At 41.7% G+C, this 15,932-nt stretch carries 17 protein-coding genes and 1 pseudogene; all 18 read right to left on the bottom strand.

Annotated elements, in window-relative coordinates:
• Positions 1-134: 134 nt before the first annotated feature.
• The 18 genes and pseudogenes from P5Y91_RS03680 to P5Y91_RS03595 all read right to left on the bottom strand — a co-directional run bounded on the left by P5Y91_RS03680 (position 135) and on the right by P5Y91_RS03595 (position 15,909).
• The gene (locus tag P5Y91_RS03680) at positions 135-1,040 is read right to left on the bottom strand and encodes a DUF4299 family protein (protein ID WP_118396587.1); all 906 of its coding nucleotides are present in this window, start codon (positions 1,038-1,040) and stop codon (positions 135-137) included.
• A gap of 99 nt (positions 1,041-1,139) precedes the next feature.
• Complete coding sequence (gene trhO, locus P5Y91_RS03675; RefSeq protein ID WP_118396585.1) at positions 1,140-2,123, bottom strand: oxygen-dependent tRNA uridine(34) hydroxylase TrhO; 984 nt, start codon at positions 2,121-2,123, stop codon at positions 1,140-1,142.
• 150 nt (positions 2,124-2,273) lie between these two features.
• Positions 2,274-2,689 (bottom strand): annotated as a pseudogene (locus P5Y91_RS10365) (DUF6773 family protein).
• Positions 2,690-2,774: 85 nt separating this feature from the next.
• On the bottom strand, positions 2,775-3,257 hold the full coding sequence (locus tag P5Y91_RS03665) for a DUF6773 family protein (RefSeq protein WP_277839002.1): 483 nt from the start codon (positions 3,255-3,257) through the stop codon (positions 2,775-2,777).
• A gap of 28 nt (positions 3,258-3,285) precedes the next feature.
• Positions 3,286-3,480, bottom strand: a complete 195-nt coding sequence (locus P5Y91_RS03660) for a helix-turn-helix transcriptional regulator (RefSeq protein ID WP_003005328.1) — start codon at positions 3,478-3,480, stop codon at positions 3,286-3,288.
• Between the two features lie 294 nt (positions 3,481-3,774).
• Positions 3,775-4,326: an ECF-type riboflavin transporter substrate-binding protein gene (locus P5Y91_RS03655; RefSeq protein WP_049472837.1), complete on the bottom strand. Its 552-nt coding sequence runs from the start codon at positions 4,324-4,326 to the stop codon at positions 3,775-3,777.
• 14 nt (positions 4,327-4,340) lie between these two features.
• Positions 4,341-5,189 (bottom strand): SAM hydrolase/SAM-dependent halogenase family protein, encoded by an 849-nt coding sequence (locus P5Y91_RS03650; protein WP_049498675.1) that lies wholly within the window; start codon positions 5,187-5,189, stop codon positions 4,341-4,343.
• The gene (locus P5Y91_RS03645) at positions 5,179-5,775 is read right to left on the bottom strand and encodes an MptD family putative ECF transporter S component (RefSeq protein ID WP_118095484.1); all 597 of its coding nucleotides are present in this window, start codon (positions 5,773-5,775) and stop codon (positions 5,179-5,181) included. Before P5Y91_RS03645 ends, P5Y91_RS03650 begins: the two co-directional genes overlap by 11 nt.
• Positions 5,776-5,787: 12 nt before the next feature.
• A complete protein-coding gene (locus P5Y91_RS03640) occupies positions 5,788-6,480 on the bottom strand; it encodes a methionine ABC transporter permease (RefSeq protein ID WP_003008487.1) in 693 nt (230 codons plus the stop codon).
• Positions 6,477-7,544 carry a methionine ABC transporter ATP-binding protein gene (locus P5Y91_RS03635; protein WP_155124682.1) on the bottom strand — a complete coding sequence of 356 codons (1,068 nt, stop codon included), beginning with the start codon at positions 7,542-7,544 and terminating at the stop codon, positions 6,477-6,479. The genes P5Y91_RS03640 and P5Y91_RS03635 overlap by 4 nt, the downstream gene beginning before the upstream one ends.
• Positions 7,537-8,910, bottom strand: coding sequence for a M20/M25/M40 family metallo-hydrolase (locus P5Y91_RS03630; protein WP_155124681.1), 1,374 nt, complete (start codon positions 8,908-8,910; stop codon positions 7,537-7,539). The genes P5Y91_RS03635 and P5Y91_RS03630 overlap by 8 nt, the downstream gene beginning before the upstream one ends.
• 72 nt (positions 8,911-8,982) lie before the next feature.
• Positions 8,983-9,846, bottom strand: coding sequence for a MetQ/NlpA family ABC transporter substrate-binding protein (locus P5Y91_RS03625; protein ID WP_049492388.1), 864 nt, complete (start codon positions 9,844-9,846; stop codon positions 8,983-8,985).
• A 24-nt stretch (positions 9,847-9,870) separates the two neighbouring features.
• Positions 9,871-10,698: an amino acid ABC transporter substrate-binding protein gene (locus P5Y91_RS03620; protein ID WP_024056430.1), complete on the bottom strand. Its 828-nt coding sequence runs from the start codon at positions 10,696-10,698 to the stop codon at positions 9,871-9,873.
• 126 nt (positions 10,699-10,824) lie between these two features.
• The gene (locus P5Y91_RS03615) at positions 10,825-11,964 is read right to left on the bottom strand and encodes an amidohydrolase (protein WP_277839000.1); all 1,140 of its coding nucleotides are present in this window, start codon (positions 11,962-11,964) and stop codon (positions 10,825-10,827) included.
• Between the two features lie 146 nt (positions 11,965-12,110).
• A complete protein-coding gene (locus P5Y91_RS03610; RefSeq protein WP_277838999.1) occupies positions 12,111-13,199 on the bottom strand; it encodes a DUF4352 domain-containing protein in 1,089 nt (362 codons plus the stop codon).
• 143 nt (positions 13,200-13,342) lie between these two features.
• Positions 13,343-14,254 (bottom strand): DMT family transporter, encoded by a 912-nt coding sequence (locus tag P5Y91_RS03605; RefSeq protein WP_195423997.1) that lies wholly within the window; start codon positions 14,252-14,254, stop codon positions 13,343-13,345.
• 94 nt (positions 14,255-14,348) lie between these two features.
• Complete coding sequence (locus P5Y91_RS03600) at positions 14,349-15,392, bottom strand: 2,3-butanediol dehydrogenase (protein WP_195423995.1); 1,044 nt, start codon at positions 15,390-15,392, stop codon at positions 14,349-14,351.
• A 133-nt stretch (positions 15,393-15,525) separates the two neighbouring features.
• Positions 15,526-15,909: a hypothetical protein gene (locus P5Y91_RS03595; protein ID WP_003005450.1), complete on the bottom strand. Its 384-nt coding sequence runs from the start codon at positions 15,907-15,909 to the stop codon at positions 15,526-15,528.
• Positions 15,910-15,932 lie beyond the last annotated feature (23 nt).

Below are 15,932 nucleotides of genomic sequence, written 5' to 3'. Positions count from 1 at the left end.
TTCTAGGCCCCTATTATACCATAATTAGCCTAGTCATTGGTTTTTGATCAAAGGAAGGAGCATAAAAAAGAACTGCTCCCAGACGTTAGATTTTTCGGATCAAACGTCGAAAGGACAGTTCACTGCGATTCTTTTTACTTGTTTTCCAATTGCGCTAATTCTAGCAACCGTTCTTTGGACAATTTTTTAATTTCAATTTGACTAGCATCTAGCAGCTGGAATTCATCTGGCTCTAGCGCTGCCAATAGATTCTTCAGAGCAAGAGAGCCAATTGGATGGTAATTTTCTGGCTTATCCGGATCTCCATCGATCGCAACCAATAGAACTCGCCAATCAATGATACCCGCTAAGCCCACAATTTCTACATATTCTGCAGGAACATGTGGCACGCTTGGCAAGACCGTATCCGTATCTTCTGTCAAGCTATAGCTGGCTAAGAAGGCTCCTGTCTCCTCCTGTTGATAAAAACGGACTTGACTGAAATATGCTGCACTATATTGAATCTTCTTGATAAAGGCAGAGTAGGCTTCTAGTGGATGGACATGGTTCAAGACTTCCTGCACTGTATCCCGATCCAAATAGACTGGATGAGCGAAGCCTTGTACTTCAAACTCTTTTAGATCTTTTTCCTTGGTCACATTACCCAGCGTTTCTAGGATAACGACTTCATAATCAAAATGGAAAATAGAATCTGGAGTATAGCTCACGCCGTCGCTGGCCACAATCTCCGTTCCTAATACTTCTCCTAGGCGACTAAGCCATCGAAGGGCCAACTGCCAATCTTCTTCTATCGCAAAAGAGGGCACCTGAATCTGATAAGACTCTTCCTCATCAAAATAGCGTAACTGCAGAGGAAGACCGCTCTTACCAAATACGATACAGTTCAAGCCTTCAAAATCATTTAAGGGACGATGAAGGGTAGCAGGATCATAGTTGTAGGTTGTCAACCCTTCTACCAATTTAAGAACTTCCTGTGCTGCGAGTACTTTCTGATAGCCAAATAAGCTCTTTTTATTTTTGATTGAAAACACGATACTCATTTGTTTTCTCCTTTGTGAAATCGCTTACCTAAAGTATAGCACAATTTTCAATCAATTTCCATATAAAAACAGCCTGAGCTTTCAGACTGTTTGTTTCCATTATGCAGGTGCTCCATCAAGCGTTTCACCGATAAGGGCCAAACGCTCAGCAACCTCTGCTTGTGACAAGTTGTGTTCTTGGACATAACGATTGCGAGGGTGAACCCGGCACTCATGTGAGCAACCACGGAGGTACTTGTCCTCGTTTTCTTCTGAAGTCAAGATGCGACGGTTACAGAAAGGATTTCCACAGTTGACATAGCGTTCACATGGCGTTCCATCAAACCAGTCTTTGCCGACAACGCTTGGATCGACATGGTTGACGTCGACTGCAATCCGCTCGTCAAAGACGTACATTTTCCCATCCCACAGTTCGCCTTGAACTTCTGGATCTTTCCCGTAGGTTGCAATTCCGCCATGCAATTGACCAACATCTTTGTAGCCCTCACGCACCATCCAGCCTGAGAATTTCTCACAGCGGACTCCACCAGTACAGTAGACGACAACGCGTTTGTCCATGAATTTTTCCTTATTATCACGGACCCATTGTGGCAATTCACGGAAGTTGCGGATGTCTGGACGAATAGCTCCACGGAAGTGACCAAGATCGTACTCGTAGTCATTCCGAGTATCAAGGACAACGGTATCTTCGTCGAGAAGAGCTTCTTTAAACTCTTTTGGTGACAAGTAAGCACCTGTTGTTTCAAGAGGATTGATGTCATTATCGAAATTATCATCTTCTAAACCAAGGTGGACAATCTCTTTCTTATAACGGACAAACATCTTCTTGAAAGCTTGCTCTTCTTCCTCATCGATCTTGAACCAGAGGTCTTCCATCCCTGGAAGGCTGTGAACGTAGTCCATGTATTTTTGCGTTGTTTCGTAGTCACCAGATACGGTTCCGTTGATTCCTTCATCAGCGACTAAGATACGACCTTTAAGGCCGATTGATTTACAGAAGGCCAAGTGATCAGCTGCAAATTGTTCTGCGTTTTCGATGGGAACATATTTATAGTAAAGTAATACACGAATAGGTTTTGCCATGTCATTCTCTTTTCTAAGATTAAATTATCAGAATTTTTCATTCAACTATACCAGTATACTCTCCCAAGAAAACGAATGCAATTTATTTGACTGAAAAATAAAAGCCTGGTTTCCCAGACTTTTATACGATGAAACCAGGGTTCCAACTTCCTACTCTTCCTTTTCCAACTGATCCAGATAGGCTTCATAGCGTCTTTTCTCAACTTTTGCAAGAAGCATTACAAGGGTATTCACTCCCCATACAATTGGAAGATTCAGTAAAAAGGTAATAGGAAGTACTAGTAAGAATTTTGAATGGAAGGGATTTGCCTGATAGACAGCTTGGTTTAATTGAAAATTTTGAGCCAGATGAACAAGGAGAGAATAGAGGTTACTGCTACAATTCCCGTCACATTTAGATAGCTATAACTGATAAATCTCACACCCAATCGTTGACAACGCACCGAATAATATAATCCTGAGACGATGAGTAAGGCTACCACCATGATTGGACTGAGCCCCACCTTAGATGTAAAAATGGATCCTACACTAAAAACAGTTAAGGCAAGGAAAAGAAAAACAGCCATCTCAGCACCAGCCTTATGAGCTAAGCCTTCTTCTCGTTCATCTATGATTTGTTTGTTCAGCAATTGTAATCTCATCCCTTCCTCCTTATTCTTCATCCTCTAATTCTGCCTCGATCTTCTCTTGTTTTTTCCGATTGATAAGAGCAAGTGGTTTTTCAAGCAGATCTGTCAGGATGGCAAAGACGAGAATTTCTAATAGAATTTTGACCAGATACTTTGGACTCAAGATAAAGCTCATTGCTTCTCTCTTTCCAATCACATCCATAGCTGTCACAAGCACAGCAAAGAATAGACCTGACCCAAGGCGACTCAACCAGCTATCTTTTTCTAACACATCTCGGATTTCAATCCCTGAACTGATCCTTCTTAGCAGAGCATAAGCCCCCATGGCAATCAGAAGGAACATCTCAGGGAGATAAGCGACTAGGTCTAAGTCCAGGATACTGGACTTCACAAAGGCAGATAGGGCAATAAAGCAGGTCATGCCAAGGACAAGTTCTCCTGCGATTTTTCCATCAAGTAGCATAGTCCGTTCATCTTTTACAATTGGTTCTTTCTTTTGTTTCATATTCTTCCTCTTTCTATTATTAAAACTGTTACTCCCAGAACAGTTGATCCAGCGTCTTATCCAAGGTCTTACAGATGGCAAGGCAGAGACTGAGGGTTGGGTTATACTTTCCCGCCTCAATCAGACCGATGGTCTGGCGCGTCACTCCAATGGCATCTGCAAGATCCCCCTGGGTCATATCATGCTCGACCCGGGCCATTTTTAATTTGAGATTTTTCGCCACAGGCTTTTCCTTTCTTATTTTTATAGCTCTATTATACACTATATTTTCTATTTTGCAATATATATCTTGCATTTTGTAAAAAATATTTTTTACAAAACAAAAAAAGAGGCTGGAAAAAAGTCCTAGCCTCTCAATTGTCTTTGGATTGTCGAGCAAGATGCAGTGGTTGAGTGGGCTCTACTACGCTGATTTCATCAGCTTTTACAGCCCTACTCAACTGTGCGGAGGTGGGACGACGAAATTGAATTCTAACGAATTACCGATTTCTGTCCCACTCTCTTATCTTCTGTACATTTAATCTTTGGTCAAACTTCCATCTTTTGTTTGAGTCCGTGCATAAGCGATCAAGAGAAGAGAACCTGCAACAGCCACTGTTAATGCATTAAAAGAACCCGCAACAACACCTTGTAGGAAGACTTTATTGGCACTTTCCTTGTAGATCAAGACATCTCCAACCGGAGCAATCAAGCCCCAGATCACAAGGTTGGATACGATTTGAACGATGTTAAAGACAATTAATTCTTTCTTTGTCACTTCCCCTTTGAATTCACCGATTTGTTTGCGGAAGAAACCAACAAAAAGTCCAAACAAACCACTTGAAATGATCCAAGTCCACCAAAGACCACCTGACATAGCATCCTTAATGGCATGACCAATCAAGCCGATTAAGAAACCGACAATCGGACCAAAAACTACACTAAAGAGAGCTTGAAGGGCATATTGCAACTGAATGCTCGTATTCGGTGCAGGTGCAGGGATTTGCAACATAGCAATCACGACAAAGAGGGCTGCTCCAACCCCAATAGCTACAACATCTTTAATTGAAAATAATGATTTCTGTTTCATTATGATATCTCCTATTAATTTTCCATTTTTCTAATCTCGATATTCCAAGAAGCCCCAACTCCTACATTATAGGCCTTAGCAAAGGATCCCTGGTTGATGGCAAGACCAACACGGTAGAGGGAATTGATATAAAGGATTGGCTGTCCAATCCGCACGTCGGCGAAAGACTTGCCGTAGGTTACTTGGTTTTGGTAAACCAGCATGTCATTGTTATAGATGGTCACTTCAAAGCGTTCCCCAAATTCAGGTTTCAAATGATTGAACTCTTCTCGGGTAATCGAAGTCCAGAGAGAACCAAAGCGCACATCCAAGATGTCAACTGCTCCTTTGACAAGATTGTCCTCCATAACCGTTTCCACCACTGGGATTTCTACAATGTGTTCGACACTGAGTTCTGGTCCCACTTCCTCAAAGCTGATATGGCCACTGGCTAACTTAGCTCCTGTATAGGCATAGACATCACGCCCATGGAAGGTATAAGAAAACTCTGTATTGGCCCGGCGGTTCTTCACCTCTGAAATCTCACGGATAGCAACAATCCCTACATGTTTCTTGATGAAAGAGAGAGTCCCATTATCCGGAGTGACAATGTATTGATTCTTCGCCGTTTTAGCTACCACACTCTTTCGTTTAGAACCAACACCAGGATCGACCACCGAAACAAAGGTCGTCCCTTCTGGCCAGTAATCTACTGTCTGAAAGAGACGGTAACTCCCTTCAAAGATATTGTAGGGGGTAATATCATGAGTTAAGTGGTGAATTTTAAGGGTTGGTGATTCTTCTAAAGCAACCCCAATCATAGCTGATACTGCTCCATCCACCAAACCAAAGTCTGACTGAAGAACTAGTAAATTATTGTGCATCTTTATCTCCTTTTTTGGCCAATAATGGAAGAAGGATGTTCGATAGTCCCCATCCTAATCCAGCACCCATTATGACCGTGAGGACAAACCAAGTGATGGTCGCTAGATCTGGTGATACCATCACCCGATTGACATAGTCTATCGATTTACCACGATCCAGTAACGACATGCGGTAACTGGCTGGATAGAACCACATCATAAGAATGGGCCCTGTCGTCGCAAAGGCAAAAATGACAAAAGACAAGGCATTTCGTAAATTCGAGCGAAAACGACCACTTGAGGCGACCATTTCCGCAAAACTTCCGGCGATCAAGGCTGGAATAAAGGCCCCTGCACCATGACGCGAAAAGAGGAAGAAGGATCCAATCACGCAGCCAACTATAAAGATAGATCCAACTCCTTTTATTTTTTCTAGATAATAGCGGTAGATCATCCCGCCAAACAAGGCTGAAAAGGCAGGAGCATAAAACATATTTCCTTGATGATCGACCAGATTTCCAACTAAGACCCCCAGTCCAATCGCAAGAAAATAGAGGAAAGTGAAGGCTCCAACTTGTTTTATTTGATTCACATTTATTCTATTCATTGGATACTGATCCTAACGGTGGCTAATTTTCTTCGAAAGGAAGTCCCCGATAAATTGGACCAGAACGATAAGAATCAGGATCAATAAGGTCGCCACAAAGATGACATCATTGTTAAACATGTTTTTCCCGTAGTTGATGGCCAAGGTTCCTAATCCTCCAGCACCAACGGCACCCGCCATGGCGGTTTCTCCAATCAAGGAAATGATGGTCACTGTTGTTACACGGATCAAATCAGGAAGCCCTTCACGAAGGTAGACACCAACAATATCCCAGAAGGTTGCCCCACTGGCTTGTGCTGCTTCAATCACGCCTCCATCCAATTCTGACAAGACTACTTGGACTTGGCGGGCAAAGAATGGAAAGACAGCCAAGGATAGCGGAACAAGTGCCGCTGTAGGACCGATGGTATTTTTCAAGAGCAAGTAGGTCAAAGGATTAATAAAGGCCAACAAGATAATGAAAGGAATGGCGCGGAACAAGGAAGTAATTTTATCCAAAATTTGGAAAACGATTCTATTTTCGATGACACCACCTGGACGGGTCAAGACTAACAAAAGTCCTGTCACCAAACCTAAAAATCCACCAATAATGAAGGAAATAACGGTCATGTAAAGAGTCAAGTAAATAGCGGTTCCCCATCCATACTGGCCAGACCACCCTAATTTATAGACATTTGGTAAATATGTTTGAATTAACTGGATCATGCTTTTCTCCCATCTTTCACAATAGTCACGGAAACTCCTGCATTTTCTAACTCAGCTTTGGCCGTTTCCAGATTTTGATTTTCACCTGATAAGATGACCACCAATTCTCCAACAGGCGTGTTATCAAGGATCTCGATGTTCCCAAATAAAATGTTGGCAGATACTTGGTACTGCTTGTAAATATCATTGATGATAGCTGTATCTGTCACAGAACCCGCATACTTGAGATGCGCTAAAATCGAGTCATCTGGCAAGTTCTTAACAATCGCTTGTTGATTGATTTTCACCATGGCTTCATCGATTCCTGTTGCAACCGTGATAAAGTCTTGCGTCAAAGCATTTTTCGGATTCGAGAAGATATCTAAAACAGACCCTTCTTCAATCAGCTCGCCATTTTGCATGACAGCTACCCTGTTGGCAATATCTTTGACAATTTGCATCTCATGGGTGATCAAGACAATGGTTAAGCCAAGTTTTTTGTTTAACTCTTGCAACAAAGCTAGAATTTGTTTGGTCGTCTTTGGATCCAAGGCTGAAGTTGACTCATCTGAGATCAAAATTTTTGGATCGTTGGCAAGGGCACGCGCAATCGCTACCCGCTGCTTTTGTCCACCAGACAATTGTGCTGGGTAATTTTCTGCACGGTCAGCTAGACCAACCAGTTCCAACAATTTTGCCACTTTTTCATTCTTTTGCTCTTTATTTAAATTTGAATGTTTAAGAGCGAAGGCTACATTTTCTGCGACAGTCATTTGAGCCATCAAGTTGAAGTGTTGGAAGATCATCCCGATATCCCGACGTTTCTCCCGAAGGGCAGCCGGTTTTAGGGTCACCTGATCTTGATAAATCACATCCCCATCCACAGTGATGGTTCCGGCACTAGGCACTTGCAAGAGATTGATCACCCGAACCAAGGTCGATTTTCCGGCTCCGGAATACCCTACAATCCCATAGATATCGCCTTCATTAATATGAATGGTCACATCTTTGACGGCTTGGATCTGACGTTTCTTTTGCTGGAAGGTCACATCAATGTGGTCCAGCTGAATCATTGCTTTACTCATAACTTGCTATTAACTCCTTTATCAATTCAATATGGGTGTAATAATCGGCGATTTTCACATTTTCGTCGCCCCCATGATCACGGCTATTGGCATTGCCAATCCCAAAGGCTGCCATCGGTACCTGCAAAGCCTCAAATACCGTATGCATTGGCCCTGTTCCCGCTGTTGTTGGAAGAACAGAAACTCCTTCTCTATAGAAGTCTTTGGCCAGCCGAATGACATTTAAAATCGATGGGGCACTCATATCACTTCGGTAACTCATTTCACCGAGAGTATAGACCAATTCGACCTGATCATAGCCATTTTTCTTCAATTGTTGCCTGATCTTTTCTAAGACATCCTTGGGATCCAGTCCAGGAACCAAACGCACCTCCATCTTGGCACGTGCCTCTGCCGGAAGAATCGTTTTGACACCTTGACCTTGGTAACCAGAGCCAAAGCCTTCAATATTCAGGGCTGGTTCAAAATAGAAACGGCGTAGGAATTCTTTTCGATCTTCCTTCAAGATTGGGAGGGTCAGGCCATAGGTTTCCGCTACGTCTTCTGGTCCTTTGTTGGCATATTGCTCGATCAAAGCTAGCTCGCGTTCATTGGGTTCTTGGATCTGATCATAAATCCCATCCACCAAGATTCGGCCTTCTTTGTCACGAAGACTGGCGATAGCATTTAACAAATACCAAGAAGCAGAATCTACCACACCGCCATAGCTAGAATGAATATCCACTTCTGCACTCTTCACCACCATATCAAAGGTGACGATCCCCTTGCTACCACCGGAAATTTCCAACTGTCCCTGATTATTTCGGGTACCTTGCTCCCAGACTAAGAGGTCTGCCCCACGCAAGTGTTTCTTGTGTTTGGCCAAGTATTTATCCAAGTCCGTCGATGCGGACTCTTCTGCCCCTTCGATGATAAAGGTGATATTGACTGGCAACTCGCCACTTTCACGAATGTATTTTCGAAGAGCTGTAAGACGAGCTGTGATATGCCCCTTGTCATCATCAACCCCTCGACCGTACATGGTTCCATAATGAACCGATAAGGTAAAAGGGTCTCCCGTCCAAGGTTGGTCCCCATCAGCTGGTACCGTATCATAGTGGTTATAAAAAATGATGGTTTTGGCTTCAGGATTTGGCGAGAAAAATTTGGCAATCACAAAAGGAGCTGTATAGCTATCATCAACTTCGACTTTGGCTCCTGCAGCTGTAAAAATTTCCCCCAAATAGTTGGCCACTTCCTTGAGACCAACTTGTTGGGCAAAGATGGATTTTTTTGAAATCAATGTTCGCAACACTTCAAAATAATGTTGTGCGACCTCATCATTTTCAAATTTACGGATTTGTTCCGCTTCTGTTGCAAAAGGCATGCATTCCTCCTAATACACGATAAGAGGTAGAGAATTGCTTCTCCACCTCCTTCATACACATGAGATCAAATCTTAGAAGACTGGTTGGTCCATTCCTTCTGAAGATTCTTCGATCACTTTCTTCACATTGTCTTTGTGATAGGCTTTGATGATTTCTTTGATTGCTTTTGCTTTATCAGATTTTTCCCAATCTTTCTTAGCAGCGATCACGTTGTACCATTGTTTTGAGTTGTTGTCTTTCTTTTCAACATAGATAGCTTTTTTGAAATCAACGCCTGCTTCACGAACGAAGGTATTGTTGATGACAGCAGCATCTACTGATGGAAGAGCAGATGGTGTTTGTGAAGCATCCAATTCAGAGATCTTCAAATCTTTTGAATTTTCTTTGATGTTTGACACGTTTGCCAATTGACCATCTTTGGTATCCAATTTAATCAAACCTGCTGATTGCAAGACATACAAGGCACGGCTTTCATTTGTTGGGTCATTTGGTACAGCGATTGTTCCACCTTTAGGAATTTCTTTAATTGAAGTGTATTTGTTTTTACCGTTTTCTGTACCAGAGTAAAGACGGATTGGAGCGATGTAAGTATCTGCTACTGCAACAAGGGCATTATCGTTTTTAGAGTTCCAGTTATCAAGGAAGTTGTAGTGTTGGAAAGCATTGATATCCACGCTACCATCTTTTACAGCCACGTTTGGTTGTGAGTAATCTGTAAATTGAGTGAATTCCAATTTGATCCCTGTTTTAGCGTCATCCAAGTTCTTTTGAACTTGATCCCAACGAGCTTTTTCAGTGTCGCTCAAAGTCATAACACCCACTTTTACAGTTGTTTCACCATCTTTGCTAGATGATTTTGAAGAACCACATGCTGCAAGAGCAAATGTTGCAATAGCTGCAAGAGCTGTTAAACCAAGAATTTTTTTCAATTTCATTTTGAAGTCTCCTTTAATTAAATATTATTCTTTAATATCTTTTGCTTCTGGTAGATAAACTCCACCAAAGTATTTTTTAGACAGTTTTTCAAGGGTTCCATTGTCATAGAGTTCTTTGATACGTTTGTTGACAAATTTTTGAAGGTCTTTATCTTCTTTTGCAATAATTGGATACACATAAGGTTGTTGGTCGCTTGGAAGCTCGATAACCTTCAAGTTGTCATAGCCTTGATCACGAATGATAGTATCTACTGAGATCCGTTCGAAGATCTTGTAATCTGTACGACCATCCGCTAGATTAGCCATGATGGTTTGAATGGTTCCATCTGTGTATTGCAAGTCAGTTGGATTATCTGAATGTTTTTTATTGTAATCTTCTAATTGTTTAGCAGTTGATGTTCCTTGAACAACTTCTGTTTTCTTACCACCGATGTCATCCAAAGATTTAATAGAAGAATCTTTTGGTACGACCAATACTAATGGATTGCGAGCATATGGATTTGGATAGAGGTATTTTTCTTCCCGCTCTTTTGAGTAACTAATGTTGTTGGCACCGATTTGGAAACGGTCACTATCTAATCCAGCAAAGACTGAAGACCACTCTGTCTTGTTAAAGTTCACTTCGTATTTGTCTGAACCTTTAAAGATTTCACGCAATACTTCGATCTCATAACCAGTTAGCTTGCCGTCTTTTTCTTCATAAGAGAAGGGTTTGGTTGTTCCAACAGTCCCAACTTCAATGGTTTTCTTGCCACTGGCTGATTTGCCAGATGAACATGCTACTAAAGCACTGGTTGCAAGGACTGCAACTAATCCTAAAGCAGAATACTTAATCATTTTTTTTAGATTCATAGGATCTCCTTTTTGGTTTCAGGCACATAAAACGCCATTTTAAAAGTATTTTTTTATTTTACCAGAAAAGCATTCACTTGCCTAATATATATTTTTTATGGAGGTGATAGTTTTTCTTTATCACACTTATTTTTCTTTAAAATACCGCAATAAAGCTTGCGCATTTTCAACATAATAGGGAACCGACACCTGAAAGGCTGCATCATCGATGGTCATGTGATCATGATGGAGGTCTGGCGCATCCGGTTCTCCATTTGAACCGATAAAGGCAAAGACTCCAGGAATTCGCTCTTGGTAAAAGGCGAAGTCTTCTCCAGCTGTAGAAGGATTCGCTGGGATCACTTCAGCCAAACCTTGTGAAGCTTCCCAAACGACTTTGGTCAATTCCTCATCATTAAAGGTAACAGGCGGGGTCACTCCCCACTCAAAAGCCACATCCACTTCCAGGCTTTTTGCTATATGACGAATGATCGAAATGAAATGTTCCTTCAACTCTCTTTGCACACTCGGATTAAAGGAGCGAATCGTTCCTTCAAAATAGCCTGATTTTGGGAGTACATTCCAGGTTAAACCCACATTTAGATGAGTAATCGATAAAACAGCTGTTTCAAAGGGAGAAATGGTCCGTGAAATTAATAATTGTACATTCTGAACCATGGTTGTGACGGCTGTTACCGTATCAACTCCCAAATCCGGTCTCGCAGCATGGCTACTAACCCCTGTTACAGTGACCTTAAATTTCTCTACCCCTGCCATCATAGCTCCAGCATTCAAAGCAAGTTGTCCTGCTTTTAGCTGAGGCATATTATGAAATCCAATAATTCCTTGAACATCCTCCAACAGTCCTGTTGCTAGAACGTCAGAAGCACCTTCTGAAATTTCTTCTGCCGGTTGAAAGATCAAGCGTATTGTTCCTTCCAGCTGGTCTTCTTTTTCCTTGAGAAGAGCTGCTGCTCCTAGAAGACTGGTTTGATGAAAATCGTGACCACAAGCATGCATGACACCTGGATGTTGACTTTGGTAGGGCAGATTTGTTTGTTCCAAAATTGGAAGGGCATCGATATCTGCACGTAGCGCCACCACTGGTTTACCAGATCCAATTTCTGCAATCAGACCAGTTTTTAATCCACTCTCTAAAATACGAATCCCCAACTCTTCCAAACGTTCCCTTAGAAAGGCGGTTGTCTGGTATTCTTGACCAGACAATTCAGGGTGTTGGTGGATATAGTGGCGAATCTCTGCTAACTCTTCATAAGAAAAAGACACGAGCCTTCATCTCCTTTCAAACTTAAAATTATTTTATCACTAATAGGTGTTTCCGTCTAATTCTTGTTTCTTGGGTTTTGATATAGTTTCAAACTATAGACAAAAAACACTCCTAGATTTCTGTCCTAGGAGTGTCTTCTTCATGATTAAGAAAGATTTCCCTCGAATTTTTCCATAAAGCTATCACTATTATAGGCTTTTTCCACTTCCCATTTGCCATCTTTCTTAACAAAGGTCAACTGGTAGTCGTATCGATCCGGCGTCGTCAAGGGGCGATCCGCAAGAGAAGCCATCATTTCCTCTCTATAGGCTTTGTTTTGAGCCTGATTGGCCTCAATGATACTCGAATAATCTTTCCGATGTTCTTGATAGAAGGTCTGCATGTGGTTTAAAATCGTCTTTTCCATGCTGACAGTCTCAGGATTTAGACTAATGACCACCTTGTCCGGGAGATATTGTTTAACCTTATAGGTTAATTTAGCGCGCTTTGCATTTTCCTTTTCATAAGCATCGATAAACTGGGTCACTTCTTCTTCTGGGAATTGGTAATCGTGTAGTTTACGAGTAAAATCAGCCGCAAATTTCGCACGGAAATCACTGGCTTCCTTTTTCAAATCAGTTCCCAAAACAAAAGCATCATCCTTTTTGACCTTTCGTTGGCCACTAAAGTAAACTTGATTGATGTATTCATCAGCTAGAAGGGTGGAATCTTCCACCTTGTCCTCATACTGAGAAGAATCCACCGCAAATTTTAGAGGCTTCGTTTTTTTATCAGAGCTATAGGTTTTTCGTTCATACTGCACTTCGTATTTTTTGCCTTTTTCGACTGGGAAGACAATATAGCCGGTTAATTTTTTATCCTGGGCCAACTGATCACTCTTGAGCAATTGGAAGGCTTCCGTTTGGTCATAAATTCCTGACTGCAATTTGACCTTGTTATTCTCCGCATCGTAAATGGTGATATCTGAATCTGACACGTTAATAGATTCTTTAGCAACATTCTTAAATTCTAATTGAAGGGCCAAATAAGTGCCGTCTTCTGAGTCATTGAGGACAGGCGGTTTGATGTATTGCCCTCCTTTTAGGCTCAGCTCTACTTGACCGTCAGATGCTGAGCTTTTTGCTACTTTTTCCGTCTTTGATTGCTGCGAATTTGTCTTTTGAGCAGTGGTGCCACAAGCTACTAGACTCAAAGTCGCCACAGCAAATAGGGTCCATTTAAAAATCTTTTTCATCCTTATCTCCTTAAAAAAGTTTTGTTCTATTTTAACATCTTTTTCTATTTATGTATACGCTATATAGTGATAACTCTTCCCTGTCATAAAAAGGCTAAGACCTTCGTCTCAACCTTTTAACTAAAATATGATTGGTCTTGATTTTACAAGATGCCTTTTTCTTTTTGAATCATGAAATCCTTGAGGGAAATCAAGAGAACTGCAAGGAGGATCATGGCCATCCCAATCACATCAACCATAAAAAAATGCTCCTTCATAATGACAAAGGCAAAGAAAACTGCCGAAACAGGCTCAAAGGACGCCAGCAAGCTTCCTTTAACGGCTCCTACCAAAGAGGTTCCTTTCAGAAAGGCTGTATAGGCAAAAATCGTCCCAATAACCACCAAGCCAAAAAGGGCCATCCAGGTATCGAATCTGTAGTTTTCAGAAGAAGAGAGAAGACCACTAAAAGGGAGCATTAGGATTCCTGGAATAGCCATCCCAACTCCAATCACCAGCATGCTTCCCCATTTTTGAATTAAGTTCAGAGGTAGAATGATGTAAAGGGCATAGGCAAAGGCTGACACCACTCCCCAAGCCAAACCTTTGGGATTGATGGCCAATTGATTGAGTTGACCATGGGTTGCTATTAAGAATGTGCCACCAATCGCTAGAAGCATCGAAACCACTTCTGCTAGTGTAGGGGCCACCCTATCCATGATACAGGTATAGGCTAAAATTCCCACTGGACAGAGATACTGTAACACCGTAGCAGTCCCAGCATTGGTTTCAGCAATCGCCTCTAAATAGGTCAGCTGAGTCAATAACAATCCTAAAAAGGCAAAAACAAGGAGGGGGAGGTAGGAAGATTTATCTTTGACAAAGGCCAAAAACTTCTCCTTATCTGCAACGTAGGAAAGAAGAATAAGGACAATTCCAGAAAAAAGCAAACGGAGATTTGTTAACTCAATAGCCGAAAATCCATGAACCATTAAATATTGCCCGCTAACTCCGGATAGTCCCCAAGCGATCCCAGCAATCAAGGTCATGAGTGTTCCTTTCATCGTCTTTGACATAGTCCCCTCCCAAATCTGTTCCTTACTTTTATTGTATCATAAAAGGCCGAAACGAAACGTTTCAGCCTCATATATTTCATATAAATTTATTCGCTTATTCAGGTTGAACCAAGATCTTGATTTGAGATTTATCTTGTGTTAATTCAATAAATCCTTCTTCAACGATATTTTCCAATTTAATTTTCTTGGTAACCAATTTTTCAGCAGAGAAGTAGCCTTGTTCCATCAATTCCAACACTTTAGGGAAGATATGACGGTAGGCAATAATTCCTTTGAGAGATTTTTCTTGGATAGCGAATTCATTTGGATTGATGCTAGCTTCACGTTCCCAGATAGATACGACCATACATTCCCCAGCTTTATGAACAGCTGCCAAGGCTTGACCTAAAACAACTGGAACCCCAGTCACTTCATAAGAAACATCTGCTCCACCACCTGTTAAACGATGGATGGCTTCGACGATTGTTTCTCCTTCTTCTGGGCGAACAACGATTGCTCCCAATTCTTCCGCTTTCGCTTGGCGTTCAGGAGATAATTCAACCGCATAGATTTTTGATGCTCCTGCTGCACGAAGGGCTTCAACAATCAAAAGACCGATTGGACCCAAGCCAAAGATAACGGCTGTATCCCCAGTTTTCAATGCAGATTGACGAACGGCATAAACAGCCACAGCTGCAGGTTCTGTAAGCGCAGCTTGTTCATAGCTCAAGCCATCTGGAATCACATGAACCAAATCCCCATCAAGGACACAATATTTGGCAAAACCACCATCTGCAGCAAGGCCGACAAAGTTCAAGTTTGGATCAAGGTTATAATCACCAATCAAATTGTGCTCTGCAAGAATTGGTTCGATAGTGACACGATCGCCAACTTTGACACGAGTCACATCACTTCCGACTTCTACAATTTCACCAGAGAATTCATGTCCCAAAGTGACCGGTGCTTTTTGACCAGAATACACATGTTCTTCAGTTGGGATGAAGATCGGTCCATCCAAATATTCATGCAAGTCCGTACCACAGATCCCTGTGAACTTAACTGCCACTTTTACTTGATGTGGTTGTACTTCAGGTACTTCCACTTCTTCGATACGAACGTCTTTTGCTGCATGCCAGCGAGCTGCTTTCATAGTAGCCATATGATGATCTCCTTGTTTTCACCTTTTTTGTTTTCTTTTCAGGAAACTTTATATTTAAAATTGTAAACGTTTTCCTTTTGTTTGTCAAGGAAAAACTGAAGATGAAAAAGAGCAGCCCTTTGACTGCTCCTTCTTATTTCTTCTTGATCCGAGAAGATTCCAATCTCCACCCAACAATCCAACCAAGGACTAGGAGATAATTTTCAAGCGCACCGATCCCATTGACCGGCAGATGATAGTGAAAATAACTGAAGAGATGATTAGTACCGATCCCAAGCCCACCTAGGATCAAAGCCAATAGAACCGTTCGAAGATAAAACCAATCGTATTTGAGATTGACAGCAATCAGGATCACAAGGACCGCCACATTCCAAATCCCAATCTCCCGTTGCCAACCGACAGAAATACCATATCCCGAATGACTTCCCATATAGGATGGAAAGAATAGCTGGAAGATAATCGCTCCAGTCATGGCGATGATAACCAGGACAAATAAGACTCTTAAAAATTTGTTCATGTAACTCCTCCTAATGCCAGTTG

This window comes from Streptococcus taoyuanensis (assembly GCF_029589235.1).
GTDB classification, from domain to species: Bacteria; Bacillota; Bacilli; order Lactobacillales; family Streptococcaceae; genus Streptococcus; species Streptococcus taoyuanensis.
The sequence above is the reverse complement of the archived record's forward strand: the minus strand, read 5'-3'. Positions and strand labels throughout refer to the sequence as shown.

What these genes read in the sequence shown, in the direction of transcription:
- P5Y91_RS03680 (WP_118396587.1), bottom strand. Translation starts at nt 1,040, where the DNA reads ATGAGTATCGTGTTTTCAATCAAAAATAAAAAGAGCTTATTTGGCTAT.
- trhO (WP_118396585.1), bottom strand. Translation starts at nt 2,123, where the DNA reads ATGGCAAAACCTATTCGTGTATTACTTTACTATAAATATGTTCCCATC.
- P5Y91_RS03665 (WP_277839002.1), bottom strand. Translation starts at nt 3,257, where the DNA reads ATGAAACAAAAGAAAGAACCAATTGTAAAAGATGAACGGACTATGCTA.
- P5Y91_RS03655 (WP_049472837.1), bottom strand. Translation starts at nt 4,326, where the DNA reads ATGAAACAGAAATCATTATTTTCAATTAAAGATGTTGTAGCTATTGGG.
- P5Y91_RS03650 (WP_049498675.1), bottom strand. Translation starts at nt 5,189, where the DNA reads ATGCACAATAATTTACTAGTTCTTCAGTCAGACTTTGGTTTGGTGGAT.
- P5Y91_RS03645 (WP_118095484.1), bottom strand. Translation starts at nt 5,775, where the DNA reads ATGAATAGAATAAATGTGAATCAAATAAAACAAGTTGGAGCCTTCACT.
- P5Y91_RS03640 (WP_003008487.1), bottom strand. Translation starts at nt 6,480, where the DNA reads ATGATCCAGTTAATTCAAACATATTTACCAAATGTCTATAAATTAGGG.
- P5Y91_RS03635 (WP_155124682.1), bottom strand. Translation starts at nt 7,544, where the DNA reads ATGAGTAAAGCAATGATTCAGCTGGACCACATTGATGTGACCTTCCAG.
- P5Y91_RS03630 (WP_155124681.1), bottom strand. Translation starts at nt 8,910, where the DNA reads ATGCCTTTTGCAACAGAAGCGGAACAAATCCGTAAATTTGAAAATGAT.
- P5Y91_RS03625 (WP_049492388.1), bottom strand. Translation starts at nt 9,846, where the DNA reads ATGAAATTGAAAAAAATTCTTGGTTTAACAGCTCTTGCAGCTATTGCA.
- P5Y91_RS03620 (WP_024056430.1), bottom strand. Translation starts at nt 10,698, where the DNA reads ATGAATCTAAAAAAAATGATTAAGTATTCTGCTTTAGGATTAGTTGCA.
- P5Y91_RS03610 (WP_277838999.1), bottom strand. Translation starts at nt 13,199, where the DNA reads ATGAAAAAGATTTTTAAATGGACCCTATTTGCTGTGGCGACTTTGAGT.
- P5Y91_RS03605 (WP_195423997.1), bottom strand. Translation starts at nt 14,254, where the DNA reads ATGTCAAAGACGATGAAAGGAACACTCATGACCTTGATTGCTGGGATC.
- P5Y91_RS03600 (WP_195423995.1), bottom strand. Translation starts at nt 15,392, where the DNA reads ATGGCTACTATGAAAGCAGCTCGCTGGCATGCAGCAAAAGACGTTCGT.
- P5Y91_RS03595 (WP_003005450.1), bottom strand. Translation starts at nt 15,909, where the DNA reads ATGAACAAATTTTTAAGAGTCTTATTTGTCCTGGTTATCATCGCCATG.